The 12,214-nt window shown below is 41.4% G+C and carries 11 protein-coding genes; 2 read left to right on the top strand and 9 right to left on the bottom strand.

Annotation, left to right across the window (positions count from 1 at the left end; translation table 11 throughout):
• Positions 1–14: 14 nt before the first annotated feature.
• Positions 15–1,190 (top strand): glycosyltransferase, encoded by a 1,176-nt coding sequence (locus LQ216_RS02325; RefSeq protein ID WP_230126510.1) that lies wholly within the window; start codon positions 15–17, stop codon positions 1,188–1,190.
• A gap of 433 nt (positions 1,191–1,623) precedes the next feature.
• Here the strand turns inward: LQ216_RS02325 and LQ216_RS02320 are convergent, their stop codons facing one another.
• The 8 genes from LQ216_RS02320 to LQ216_RS02285 all read right to left on the bottom strand — a co-directional run bounded on the left by LQ216_RS02320 (position 1,624) and on the right by LQ216_RS02285 (position 10,098).
• Complete coding sequence (locus LQ216_RS02320; RefSeq protein WP_230126509.1) at positions 1,624–3,327, bottom strand: methyl-accepting chemotaxis protein; 1,704 nt, start codon at positions 3,325–3,327, stop codon at positions 1,624–1,626.
• 274 nt (positions 3,328–3,601) lie between these two features.
• Positions 3,602–4,039 (bottom strand): C40 family peptidase, encoded by a 438-nt coding sequence (locus LQ216_RS02315; protein WP_230126508.1) that lies wholly within the window; start codon positions 4,037–4,039, stop codon positions 3,602–3,604.
• Positions 4,040–4,509: 470 nt separating this feature from the next.
• Positions 4,510–5,088 carry an HAD family acid phosphatase gene (locus tag LQ216_RS02310; protein ID WP_230126507.1) on the bottom strand — a complete coding sequence of 193 codons (579 nt, stop codon included), beginning with the start codon at positions 5,086–5,088 and terminating at the stop codon, positions 4,510–4,512.
• Position 5,089: 1 nt separating this feature from the next.
• Positions 5,090–6,190: a bifunctional diaminohydroxyphosphoribosylaminopyrimidine deaminase/5-amino-6-(5-phosphoribosylamino)uracil reductase RibD gene (gene ribD / locus LQ216_RS02305; protein ID WP_230126506.1), complete on the bottom strand. Its 1,101-nt coding sequence runs from the start codon at positions 6,188–6,190 to the stop codon at positions 5,090–5,092.
• Between the two features lie 6 nt (positions 6,191–6,196).
• Positions 6,197–6,940, bottom strand: a complete 744-nt coding sequence (locus LQ216_RS02300; protein WP_230126505.1) for a GTP cyclohydrolase II — start codon at positions 6,938–6,940, stop codon at positions 6,197–6,199.
• A gap of 248 nt (positions 6,941–7,188) precedes the next feature.
• Positions 7,189–8,610 (bottom strand): SpoVR family protein, encoded by a 1,422-nt coding sequence (locus LQ216_RS02295; RefSeq protein ID WP_230126504.1) that lies wholly within the window; start codon positions 8,608–8,610, stop codon positions 7,189–7,191.
• A gap of 125 nt (positions 8,611–8,735) precedes the next feature.
• Entirely contained in the window at positions 8,736–9,050 is a 315-nt protein-coding gene (locus LQ216_RS02290) for a DUF3889 domain-containing protein (protein ID WP_230126503.1), read from the bottom strand.
• A gap of 28 nt (positions 9,051–9,078) precedes the next feature.
• Positions 9,079–10,098 (bottom strand): M14 family zinc carboxypeptidase, encoded by a 1,020-nt coding sequence (locus tag LQ216_RS02285; RefSeq protein WP_230126502.1) that lies wholly within the window; start codon positions 10,096–10,098, stop codon positions 9,079–9,081.
• Positions 10,099–10,227: 129 nt separating this feature from the next.
• Between LQ216_RS02285 and LQ216_RS02280 the strand changes: the two genes are divergently transcribed.
• A complete protein-coding gene (locus LQ216_RS02280; RefSeq protein WP_230126501.1) occupies positions 10,228–10,467 on the top strand; it encodes a YhdB family protein in 240 nt (79 codons plus the stop codon).
• Positions 10,468–10,598: 131 nt separating this feature from the next.
• On the opposite strand, the gene LQ216_RS02275 is transcribed toward LQ216_RS02280, so the two are convergent.
• Positions 10,599–12,149 carry a bifunctional GNAT family N-acetyltransferase/carbon-nitrogen hydrolase family protein gene (locus LQ216_RS02275; RefSeq protein ID WP_230126500.1) on the bottom strand — a complete coding sequence of 517 codons (1,551 nt, stop codon included), beginning with the start codon at positions 12,147–12,149 and terminating at the stop codon, positions 10,599–10,601.
• Positions 12,150–12,214: the final 65 nt, after the last annotated feature.

Below are 12,214 nucleotides of genomic sequence, written 5' to 3'. Positions count from 1 at the left end.
GATGGAGGAGAAAAATGAAAAAGGTACTGTTTTTACCGCTGTTTACCATGGAATCAGGCCATCATAAAACGACAGATGCCATTATAGAAGCCTTTCAGGATGAATTTCCGTCGATCCTTTGTAAAAAGGTGGATTTCTTACACTTCATGAGTCCGGCTCTTGAAAAAGGAATTTCCCGTTTCTATATTAACTGGATTAAAAAAGCGCCTTCTTATTACAGCAGCTTCTATCATCATTTTTTCAGCCAAGATTCCCATCTTATTCAAGGGATTTACGAATCCATCTTTATAGAAAAAATGGAAGAACTTCTTGTGCGCGAACAACCAGATCTTATTGTATGCACCCATAGCTTCTCTTCCTACCTTGTGGGTAAACTGAAGAAATATAGGGTACTAACGATTCCTGTTATCAACATATATACTGACTTTTTCATGAATAGCCTATGGAACAAAAATGACATTGACTGGCACTTTGTTCCTTCACATCATGTTAAAACAGAGTTGAAAAAAACTGGAGTTCCAGCAGAAAACATTAAAATTTCCGGTATTTGCGTAAATGATAAAATTACAATAAAGAAGAAAAGAAAATTATATAATATACCGGTACATATCCTTGTCGCTGGAGGTAATCTTGGACTTATCAATGAGTTCAACCTCACCCAAGGGGGAGGGCCCCGATCCAGTTCGGCTGAGTACAAAGTTTTATGTGGAACCAATTCACGTTTATATGAAAGCATTAAGGATATACAAGATCCTTCCGTAATTCCCTATCCTTACATTGCAAGCCAGGAGAAAATGAATGAATTGTATGACTGGGCAGATTTAATCATTACCAAACCAGGTGGTGTAACCGTAAGTGAAGCACTCAGAAAGCAGCTGCCTATTTTTCTGCACTCCGTCCTGCCCGGACAGGAAGAGAAAAATGTTGAGTATTTACAAACCCGAGATCTTGTCTATATTCTTCATTCTCATTTAAATTTTGAAGGGCAAATTTTCTCCTTCATTCAAAATCAACCTGTTGCTTTTAAAAAATACAAAGCGGTACAGTCCTATCTAAACGAAATCGAATTAAACACATCAGCTGAAGTTTGCCGGTTTATTGAAAAACAAATACTGGGTTACGGTGAAACGGAACATTCAGCTTATATAGATACAATCTTCCATAAGCTTTATGGAAACCTTGAACACTGATTTTTAGTTGAAAAGTTCTGAAGCATGGTTGTAGTAAAAACTTTTCTATTGAGTAAAAAACCTTGAAGGACTTATGAACTATATTGGCTAATCATATAGAGCAACAGCTGCAGGGAGTCATAGTTCAACAAAACAAAAAGCGGCTGACTTCAAAGGCTACAATATTACACCTTTGGAGTCAGCCGCTTTTTTTATCTTTGCAACTATATAAGTTGAATTAATGATTTAATTTTGGCTCATTCATGTGAAACCAGAGTTTCACATGCCTTTCAGCAAAGCTGAAAGGTTGCTCCAACAGGATAGGCCGAGAGAAAGCTCGCTTTCTCCCCGGCCTATCCTGTTGGAGCTTAAATGAGCCAAAAATTTATTAATGCGTAATCTTTAGTTCAACTTATATAGCAACTCAATACGACTTAACATTTCTGAAGCCGATTTATTTTATACTGAATTCACCCATCATTTCCTGCAGGTGCATCGCTCTTTCCGATAAGGCATTGGCGGCGGATGTGATTTCTTCCATTGAAGCCAGTTGTTCCTCCGCAGATGCTGCCACTGTCTGGGAATGCATCGAGGTTTCATGGGAAACGGTAGAAATACTCGCGACTGATGCCGCTACCTCCTGGGCGCTGGCGGATACTTGTTCAGAAGCTGCTGCCATTTCATCTACTCTTGAACCCATTATTTCTGTCGAAGCAAGGATTTCCTTAAAGCTCTCTTGAGTTTTCTCGACGATGCTTAACCCGTCTTGAACTTCTGACTTCACCTGCTCCATTGAGCTGTTTGACCGTTTCATATCGACCTGGATCCCTTTAATAAGCTCAGAGATTTGAGAGGATGATGCCTGGGAAAGCTCTGCCAGCTTACGAACTTCATCGGCAACGACTGCAAACCCCTTGCCATGTTCACCTGCACGCGCAGCTTCGATGGCCGCATTCAAAGCTAATAGATTTATTTGATCGGCGATATCTGTAATCACGTTTGTGATTTTACCAATCTCCTGTGATCGCTTATCCAATAGAGTGATAACTTCACCGCTTGTATTAACCGCTTTATCGATAGCATTAATCTGTTCCACGGTTTTACTGACATATACCTCTCCAGCTTGCGCTTGCTCCGTCGTCTGCAAGCCAATTTCAGCGATGGATGAGGAATTTTCTGCTATTCCCTGAATCCCTTTTGTGATCTCTTCCATTGTCTTTGCACTTTCTTCGACATTTTCCGTTTGGCTTTCGGCGCCATTTGCTACCTGTTGGATCGCCTCAGTGATTTGCTCTGTGGCCTTACTCGTTTGCTCTGCACCTGCATTCAGCTGCTCTGCGGATGCTGCAACCTGCTCAGTGGTTTCAGTTACTTCTATGATCATCTTTTTCAGGCTTTCTCTCATATCATTATAACTATTTGAAAGGTCTGAAAGTTCATCACCGGCTTGGTCTAAAACTTCCATTGTAAAATTCCCTTTCCCGGCATTTCCAAGAGCTTCTGATAGTGTTGTTAATCTTTTTCTTAATCTTCTAGTGAACCATATGGTTATAATGATGGCAGCAACAATCACAACTGCAAGAACTAATATAAACGATTTAAGAAAACCGGCTATTGTGCTATCTATAATCTTCTGTGACGCCCCTACATAAAAAATCCCTATTATTTCTCCATCAGCATCTTTCAAAGGCATGTAGGCCGTTTGATATCCATTGCCGGCAACCTCTGCTTCCCCATAGTATTTTTCACCTTTATTGAGCACTTGTTCGGCAACTTCCGGGGAAACTTGTGTTCCAACAGCCCGCTCGCCATCGACCATAACATTTGTGGCGATTCTCGTATCCCCTTGAAACATCGTTACTGTATCGCCCGTTTGTTCCCCAATCAAATCAACAAATTCGAAATTATCATTGAATACGGTGGAACCTTTAGACAGCTTTCCATCTTTAACGCTCCAAGCCCCAGGGTGTTCAGAGTTTAAATACTCGTAGGCAACACTTAAATCCCCCTTTGCTTTTTCGACTGCGAATTCCTTAATTCCGGCGGTGACTTGCTGTACAACCACGATTCCCATCACAATCGATAAGGATAGTAAAATCCCTAAAACAATAAAATTTATTTTTGTACCTAATTTTAGCTTTAACTTATTCTTTCTCATTTCCCGGCCCCTTTTTGTGTTTTGAATTCCTCTGGTTTGGTTCATCTGAAGTATTTGTAATTTTCCATATCCCCTTTAAATCTGAATAATTACAAGCACCACAAGAAATAACAAAATATTCTTAGTTTACTTCATATTACTTTTATCGGAAAATACTATAATTTCATAAGCTTTTTAGAATACTTTTAATAGAGAAATAACAAAAAGCCTTCATTTGATTGAAGACTTCTGATTTTTTCATAAAAAAAGAGAACCATTACGGCTCTCTTAACTATTATATGCGCTTTGCGCCAATGTATTTTGGTTTCCAGTATGTGTTGTTTGTCTTTGCGATGGACACGCCTTTTGATGAAGCAGCGTGGATCATGTTCCCGCTTCCCATATAGATAGAGACGTGAGTCGGTCTAGAAGCTCTATTCGGTGCGTAGAACATTAGGTCACCGACTGCCAGCTTGCTTACTCGTGTACCTTTTTTGTACATTTCGGCTGCTGTACGAGGCAATGTTTTTCCTGCCTTGCTGTATGAATATTTCACAAGTCCTGAGCAATCGAATCCTTTGGGTGTAATGCCGCCCCATTTATACTTAACTCCTAAATTGCTCTTGGCAGTTGAGATAGCTTTTGAATGGTGAGGTGCAGCTTCTCCAATTGACGGTGCAACAGTTCCAACGATGGCTGCAATTGATAGAGCAGCAATAAATTTCTTAAGCATTTACTTTACCCCCGGTTGTGATTTGCTAAACATAATATAAACGATTTAGCATAACAGTCGCATCACAGGGATATTACAATTCTATTACAAAATAATATAAATCGTTAATTTACTAGAATAGCTATGTTAAATATCACTGTTTATTTGTCAACAAAACTTTAACAAAGCAAATAGAATAACAATCTATATAAGTTGAATTAATGATTTAATTTTGGCTCATTCATGTGAAACCAGAGTTTCACATGCCTTTCAGCATAGCTGAAAGGTTGCTCCAACAGGATAGGCCGAGAGAAAGCTCGCTTTCTCCCCGGCCTATCCTGTTGGAGCTTAAATGAGCCAAAAATTTATTAATACGTAATCTTTAGTTCAACTTATATAGTCAAGTGAGGAACCAAATCTTTATAAGTTTCACTTTGCAACGGTTCAAAACAAAAAGACACTACTTCAAATGTGAAGTAATGCCCTACTATTCATTCCGGCTTGATTGTTTGCTTGATGACTTCATTCATTTCAGCCCAATCTGTAATCCGAGGCAAATTAACATGTTGATTGTAGGATTGGTTTTTTACATATAATTGTAATGAAGCCTTCGTTAACGTTTCGAGGACTGCAGGCTTATCATCAAAGTAAAAATCCAGCCCCAACTCTTGAATGATTTTCACCTTTTCCTCATCTTTCATTCCCCAGAAGAATCTGCCTTCTTGAACCGGAAATCCCTGTGCCATTAACCACTTCTTCGTCCGTTTTCCATGTTCTTTTGGTCGTGCTGTAATATAGTAAATTTCATGGCCTTGTTCATTTAATGCGCTCAGCGTTTCAACCGCGTCTGGATAAGGAGGACAGGAGGTATAATAAATATCCTCCAAAGAACTGTTCCACATTTGCTTGCCTTGTTCCGCGTTTAAGCCAAATGCTTCATGAATTTCAACGGTCTCTAATGCTTGGAATACATTGATGGCCACATTCTGATTCAAATTTTTATTGTATATATGAAAGGCATGTTCCCTTAAATTGATTAACGTATCATCAATATCAAAACCAAACTTCATATCAAGATTCCTCTTTGTAGATGGGATAGCCTGTAAACTTAAAGTCTTTGCCCAGATTCGTAACGGACACATCGGATAGTTCGATCGCATCTCCCATCTGATCGATACCCGCTCCTTCTAAAAAAGTAGGCGCAGAAGAGCCGCCAATCAATTTGGGAGCGATATAGATTATCACTTTGTCCACTAATTTGTTTTCAACAAATGAAGCGTTGATCGCTCCTCCGCCCTCAATTAATAAAGAAGACACAAGCTGTTTTCCGAGAATTTCCAATACCTCTGATGGATTGACCCGGGATGGATTTTTCGTTACAAAAACTTTGATACCCAGCTCTTCCAGTTTCTTTTTCTTTTCTGGTTGATGCGATTCACTTGTAAACACCCAGGTATCCGCCTGCTTATCAGTTACCACTCTCGATTCGAGAGGGAGTTTTAAAGTCGAATCCAAAATTACGCGTATCGGATTTCTGCCATTCGGGATTCTTGTCGTTAACTCCGGGTTATCTTGAATCACTGTATTAATCCCGACAAGTATCGCCATATTTTCGTTTCTTAATTGATGGACATCATGGCGAGCCTCCGCGGATGTGATCCACTTGCTGCTATTTGAAGCGGTGGCGATCTTCCCGTCCAATGTAATGCCGGATTTCAATGTCACGAAAGGAGTTTGGCGGACAATGAATTTATTGAATACTTCATTCATCTTCCGTGATTCTGCTTCACAAATTCCAACGACAACCTCGATGCCCGCATCCTGAAGGATTTTGACACCTCTGCCGGAAACAAGCGGGTTTGGATCCAGCGTGGCAATGACCACTGTCTTGATACCGGCTTCGACAATGGCGACTGCACATGGACCGGTCTTTCCGTGATGAGAACAAGGTTCGAGCGTCACATAGATGGTTCCGCCTTTAGCCTTTTCTCCCGCCATTCGAATGGCATGGATTTCCGCATGCGGCTCTCCCGCCTTAAGATGGGCGCCAATGCCGACAACCCGATTTTCATTGACAATCACAGAGCCAACTAATGGATTCGGATCTGTTTGCCCTTTCATGGCTTGTGCGTTTTTCAACGCCAATTCCATGTAAAATTCATGGTTAGTCATTTGAACTCACCCTCCGTCTTCGATATGTCCGGAACGATTGATTTTTGTCTGCAAATATTTCTCGTTGAATTCGGAAATATCCCCCCATAAAGGCGTCCTGCCTGATACACGCATGCCTGAGCTTTGCAGGGCGTCCATTTTTTTAGGGTTATTCGTAATGAGCGTTACGGGCTTCGTACGCAAGGCTTTTAAAACTTCAATCGCATCGCTGTAATTCCGAGAATCATCGACAAAACCAAGGCTTTCGTTCGCTTCAACGGTATCAAGTCCATTTTCTTGCAAAACATACGCCATTGCTTTACTAAACAAACCAATGCCTCTTCCTTCATGGTTTGCTAAATAAAATAATGCTCCTGTTCCGTGTTCGACGATCATTTTCATCGATTGTTTAAGCTGGAAGCCGCAATCACATCGTTTACTTCCAAAAATATCGCCAGTATGACAGATGGAATGCATACGGATTAATGCCTCTTGATCGTATTCAAAATCCCCGTATACCAGAACACTGGATTGCTGGTATTCAGCCAGGTTTTCAGAGGAAAGCTTCTCGATGATCCGCTCATAATCCTCCGTCACCTCATCACAATTCAACCAACAATACCACTTGAATGTAACGGTTTCTCCGTCTAAATTAACTGGCAATCTGATGGGGCCGACTAAATAAATCGCCCCTGAATCTCTTTTGATTAACTGAATTTTATCCTCTAAAATTGAAATGATTTCTTGATTGATTTTTGTTGTTTCATTCATGCTTATATTCACCTTTTTATCGTTTATTTTGCGACTCAATTTGTTATCTATGCGGAATTCCAGTTAGTTTTGTACTTCTTAAAGAATACCTAATTCATTTCTATTCTACAACAATTCGCTTACTAAATGTAAGTAAGTTTGTTTAAATAACTAAAAAAATGTAGCTTAGTTCATTTCTATACTTTAGATGCCTCCTTCGTAACAGAAAAAGGCTGCCGCAATCCATTTTTTTGCGGCAGCCAGTCATTTTATAAATACTTTCGGTGAATTCCTTTCCCATCATAGGAAAACAGAATTTCCTTATTTTCCATCATCGATTCGAGGTGAACGGAACGTCCCCACAGCTGGTGGATATATGGCATCACTTTCTCCGTGTATTTCACATCAAGTTCAATTCCTTCATACCAATGTTTCAGGTATAATTCTCCATTACGCAGATAATCCCCGTCGTTAACCGTGATATACGGAAACCCTCCATTGACGCGCATACTGACGAGCTGATCGCGCACTTGTTCCCAAGCCTTGTCGACAATCTTGTAATCCTTGCCCTGCTTCTGGAACAAATACAAATCCTCCCGCATGACAAGATCCTTCGTCAGGTAATTTCGCAAAAAAGAAATGTCGCTTTCAATTTCGCGAACCTCAAACATTTTCTCACGCCCAGAACCTGGCTTAACACCCCGCTCCTTCATTTCCTCTGTCGGGTTATCATATCGCTCTTCGATGTCTTCAAAAATCTTCAATCCTAAATAATAAGGATTGATACTGGTCTTTGAAGGCTGAACCACTCCCGCATTCAACTTCGCGAATTCAATCGCTTCATTCGATGTCAGATCCAATTCGCGCAGGATTCGCTGATGCCAATATGATGCCCAGCCTTCGTTCATGATTTTCGTTTCCAGCTGTGGCCAGAAATAAAGCATTTCTTCTCGCATCATCGTTAAGATGTCCCGCTGCCAGTCTGTCAGCTCGCGGCTATATTGCTCAATGAATAAAAGAAGGTCTTTTTCCGGCTGCGGCGGGAATTTTCTTTTCTTTTTCATCCATTTCGTATGGGTATCAGCTCTTTGATCAAGCAACCATAAATCGTCATACGGAGACGAAGATGGTTTGGCTGATTCCTCTTCTTCCTCCGCCGCATCCTCCATTGTCCAAGACAGCTTCGGACGAACCAGCGATGGGTCAATATGCTCTTCAATCGCCAAGACGGCATCCAGGAATGTTTCCACTTCCTCTTTTGTGTGTTCAATCTCATATTGCCGGATTCTTTCAGCTGTTGCCGCCATACTTTCGACCATATCACGTTTCGTATTTTGAAAGCGGACATTATTTTTGAAAAAATCGCAGTGGGCCAGGACATGGGCAACAATTAACTTGTTCTGGATCAATGTGTTGGAATCAAGCAAAAAGGCATAACACGGATTGGAGTTAATCACCAATTCGTAAATCTTGCTTAAACCAAAATCGTAATGGAGCTTCATTTTATGAAATTGCTTCCCAAAGCTCCAGTGGGAATAACGCGTCGGCATGCCATACGCACCAAACGTATAAATGATTTCAGAAGGACATATTTCGTAGCGCATCGGATAATAATCGAGACCGAATCCTTTCGCAATCTCGGTAATCTCACTGATTGAATTCTCCAGGGCATTTCGTTCCGCAATGTTCATCGGCTTCTCCCCCATTTTGAGTCTTACCACAATGTATGATAGAAGAACCGGAAAAAATACATGATAAAAAAACGCTTGGAATTCCAAGCGTTTTTCAATTAAAGATATTGGTATGATTAAGGTTGCTACTGCCCCCTAATTTCCTCAACCGTCAAATTCAACATTTTATTGTCGGCAAGGCTATGCCGCACCTTTACCGTCACATCGACTTTTTTCCCATTTTCGGTCACGTTAAATAGAAAACCATCCTCAACCTGATCGTTCATTAACTTTTTACGGCCAAGGTACTGATATTCGGTGACGGCTTCACCCGGATAGTCAGCCTTCACAACCGCGATGGCGATTTGTCCATACTTTTCATAATCCGGCTTCTCTGCTGCGATGACACCTGATTGGAACATAATCATTACAGCAAATAAGATGCTTAAAATCTTTTTCATGATGCGCCTCCTTTTACTTCATATATGTTTAATATGCGATAAGATTGTCCTTCTTATGCTTATTCTTACTTAGATTACGGGCTTCTTCTGCAAGCATGAGACCGGCAGCCTTATTTCTTTTCCACTCCTCGGTAAAAACCGAAAGCGGAGGATTCGTTTCCTTTACAAGGTAACTAATTTCAATCGTTAATGCAGGCCGGTTAAATTCAGTTATGAACCAATCCGTAAACCCGCTTCCTACCGCATGCTTTTCAGGCATGGAAAGTTGATAACCAGTCAGGGCCGCCGTTTTACGGGCTATTTGATAATCCCTGATTACGTTTTCCGCTTTATTGTTGTGATGCCAGAATATTTCTCTTCCTGAGGTATGGTAGCTTGCTGCGATCTCCGGATTAATTCGCCTTGTGAATTCCGCTAAAGCCCGAGCTTCTTTTGCTTGAAGTGGCCGAGTTCCTTTGTAGTATTGATAATGCGGACGGTTTACCTCTGTCTTGCTGTCTTCCCAACCGGCAGGATATTGGCGGTTAAGATCGATTCCAGTTCCATTTGCTTTCCAGCTGCGATAATCCAATCTGAGCTTGTTCATTTTCCAAAGTGCCATCTTTTCCTTCCAGTCAAGGTGCGATAGATCACCCTGCTGGATGCTGACTCCATCTGGATTAAGCATCGGTACGAACCAGATGCTGACCTCATCCAAGATATCGGTTGAAAAATCGTCTATCGAGCTGTTTTTGGCGTAAGCTTCACTATATGTTTCGAGCATCTTCATCAATAACGAAGTCGTAAGCCACTCCCTGCCATGATGTGCGCCAACAAGTAAAATGGCCTGATCGCCTTTTCCCAATTGCGCCGCCCAAATATTTCTGCCGTGATGGGAATTCCCAATTTCCCGGATGACGATATTTTTGTTTTTTTTCTCTAAAACATTCAAATCTGCTTCCAGTTTCTCATATGTATAAATATGATGTGGTTTAACAATTCCTTCAGCTCGTATAGGCAAAGGGAAAAATAAAAAACACATTACACTTAAAAGGATGATTCGTTTCATTGAACACCTGCTTTTTTATTCAGGTAAATTGATACAGACCGCAGTTTGGGACTTCTCCACATTTTGTATGGGAATGTTCCTTGTCTTCCCGCACAAACTACAAGTAACTCCTTTAAGGAGGAGAGAAAAATGATTAAAGCGGATTATGATCGGGCTTTGTTTTACACACATCGCTCTGAATGGGATAACTTGCTGATTCTAATGGTCAGAACGAAAGACAACTTTTTGTCAAAGAAGATCGAGCATTTTCTGCATGCCTACAACTTTGACCATGATTACAACGTCATTGAGGAAAAGCTGTACACCTTGCTCCGGTATCTGGATCATGCGGCGGAAATGTCTTCACAAGATATTTGCTTATATGGCTAGCTTACAAATTATGTTACAAATAGGTTTTGCATATCGGGAATTTCTATACGCAAAAAAATGGGTTACTTGGCTGGTACTCCTAAGGTAAGCGGAACAACACGAAAGAGGCTGACATCGCGTCAGCCTCTTTCTCATTTCGACCCTAGATTATATTGAATTTTATAAACATCATGTCGTCTATCCTTCAATTGCCTTACGGTGCCAGATTGCCGCTGCCTTCGCAATATTTCAAGGTCCACATCCCCAATCAAGACCATTTCCAGATTTGGACTGGTTTCTCCGACGATTCCATCGCGCGCGTATTCAAAGTCAGACGGCGCGAAAATCCCTGATTGGGCATATTGAATATCCATATTTTCGGTTTGCGGCAGGTTTCCGACCGTCCCGGAAATGACCGTGTAAATTTGATTTTCCACGGCACGGGCCTGGGCGCAATACCTGACACGCAGATAGCCCTGGCGATCTTCGGTACAGAAAGGGGTAAAAATAATTTTCGCACCCATTTCCGTCGCGATTCGGGCAAGCTCCGGAAATTCGATATCATAGCAAATCTGAATCGCGATCCGGCCACAGTCCGTGTCAAACACCTTGACCCGGTCACCCGCACTCACTCCCCACCATTTCCGTTCATTCGGGGTGATATGGATTTTATATTGCTTTTCAATTGTTCCGTCTCTGCGGAAAAGGTAAGCGATGTTATAGATATTATCATCATCCTCTTTCACGACATGAGACCCGCCAATAATATTTACGTTATAACGGACTGCCAAGGTTGTGAATAACTCAATATATTGTTCCGTGAAGTCGGTCAATTTCCTTATCGCCAGGCTCGGAGATCTTTCGTCTAAAAACGACATCAGCTGGGTTGTAAACAATTCCGGAAATACAGCAAAATCTGCATTGGCGTCCGCAGCAACATCCGTGAAATATTCCACCTGGTTCGCGAAATCGTCGAAGGAACTGATTTGGCGCATCATATATTGGACGACACAGATCCGGACCGGCTCTGACGTTTTATAGTGCTTCCGCTTTGATTTTGGGTGGTAATCCCAATTATTCCATTCCATCAAGGTCGCATACTTATTCGATGCCTTATCATCCGGAAGATAATTTGGATTAATCCGCATTAAAGTAAAGCCATTTAACAGCTGGAAAGTGAGAACCGGATCATAAATCTTATGATGCTGGACTTCCTTAACATATTCTCTCGGCGAGAGTTCACCGGCATGTTTATGATAGTTAGGGATCCGGCCGCCAATGATGATGCTTTTTAGATTCATTTCCGCAGCCAGTTCTTTTCTTGCTTCATATAGGCGCTGCCCGATTTTCATGCGCCGGAAGTCCGGGTGAACCATGACTTCAATGCCATATAAATTATAGCCGTTTGGATCGTGGTTCGTGATATAACCGTTATCTGTGACGTCATCCCATGAATGGCGGTCATCGTATTCGTCAAAATTGATGATCAGGCTTGAGCATGAACCGATGACTTTTCCATCATATTCAGCAACAAATTGCCCTTCAGGAAAGATTTCAAGATGGCTCTCTAGCTGCTTCCGCTTCCATGGGCTCATTCCAGGAAAGCAAACTGCCTGCATCGCGATAATTTGATCGATATCCTCATGCTTCATGTTCCGTATTTCCATAATTTTTTCAAACTTGTGTAAATCAAGCTTTGTCATCCGTCTTGCACTCCTTCTTTTACATGAACCGTCAGCCATGCTGACATAAGTTTCAAACCTTCATA

This window comes from Bacillus sp. CECT 9360 (assembly GCF_918741275.1).
Taxonomy (GTDB): Bacteria; Bacillota; Bacilli; order Bacillales; family DSM-1321; genus Peribacillus.
This window is presented reverse-complemented; position numbering and strand designations above follow the sequence as displayed.

Excerpts from the sequence above, each read along its gene's own strand:
- LQ216_RS02325 (WP_230126510.1), top strand. The coding sequence starts at position 15 with ATGAAAAAGGTACTGTTTTTACCGCTGTTTACCATGGAATCAGGCCAT.
- LQ216_RS02320 (WP_230126509.1), bottom strand. The coding sequence starts at position 3,327 with ATGAGAAAGAATAAGTTAAAGCTAAAATTAGGTACAAAAATAAATTTT.
- LQ216_RS02315 (WP_230126508.1), bottom strand. The coding sequence starts at position 4,039 with ATGCTTAAGAAATTTATTGCTGCTCTATCAATTGCAGCCATCGTTGGA.
- LQ216_RS02310 (WP_230126507.1), bottom strand. The coding sequence starts at position 5,088 with ATGAAGTTTGGTTTTGATATTGATGATACGTTAATCAATTTAAGGGAA.
- ribD (WP_230126506.1), bottom strand. The coding sequence starts at position 6,190 with ATGACTAACCATGAATTTTACATGGAATTGGCGTTGAAAAACGCACAA.
- LQ216_RS02300 (WP_230126505.1), bottom strand. The coding sequence starts at position 6,940 with ATGAATGAAACAACAAAAATCAATCAAGAAATCATTTCAATTTTAGAG.
- LQ216_RS02295 (WP_230126504.1), bottom strand. The coding sequence starts at position 8,610 with ATGAACATTGCGGAACGAAATGCCCTGGAGAATTCAATCAGTGAGATT.
- LQ216_RS02290 (WP_230126503.1), bottom strand. The coding sequence starts at position 9,050 with ATGAAAAAGATTTTAAGCATCTTATTTGCTGTAATGATTATGTTCCAA.
- LQ216_RS02285 (WP_230126502.1), bottom strand. The coding sequence starts at position 10,098 with ATGAAACGAATCATCCTTTTAAGTGTAATGTGTTTTTTATTTTTCCCT.
- LQ216_RS02280 (WP_230126501.1), top strand. The coding sequence starts at position 10,228 with ATGATTAAAGCGGATTATGATCGGGCTTTGTTTTACACACATCGCTCT.
- LQ216_RS02275 (WP_230126500.1), bottom strand. The coding sequence starts at position 12,149 with ATGACAAAGCTTGATTTACACAAGTTTGAAAAAATTATGGAAATACGG.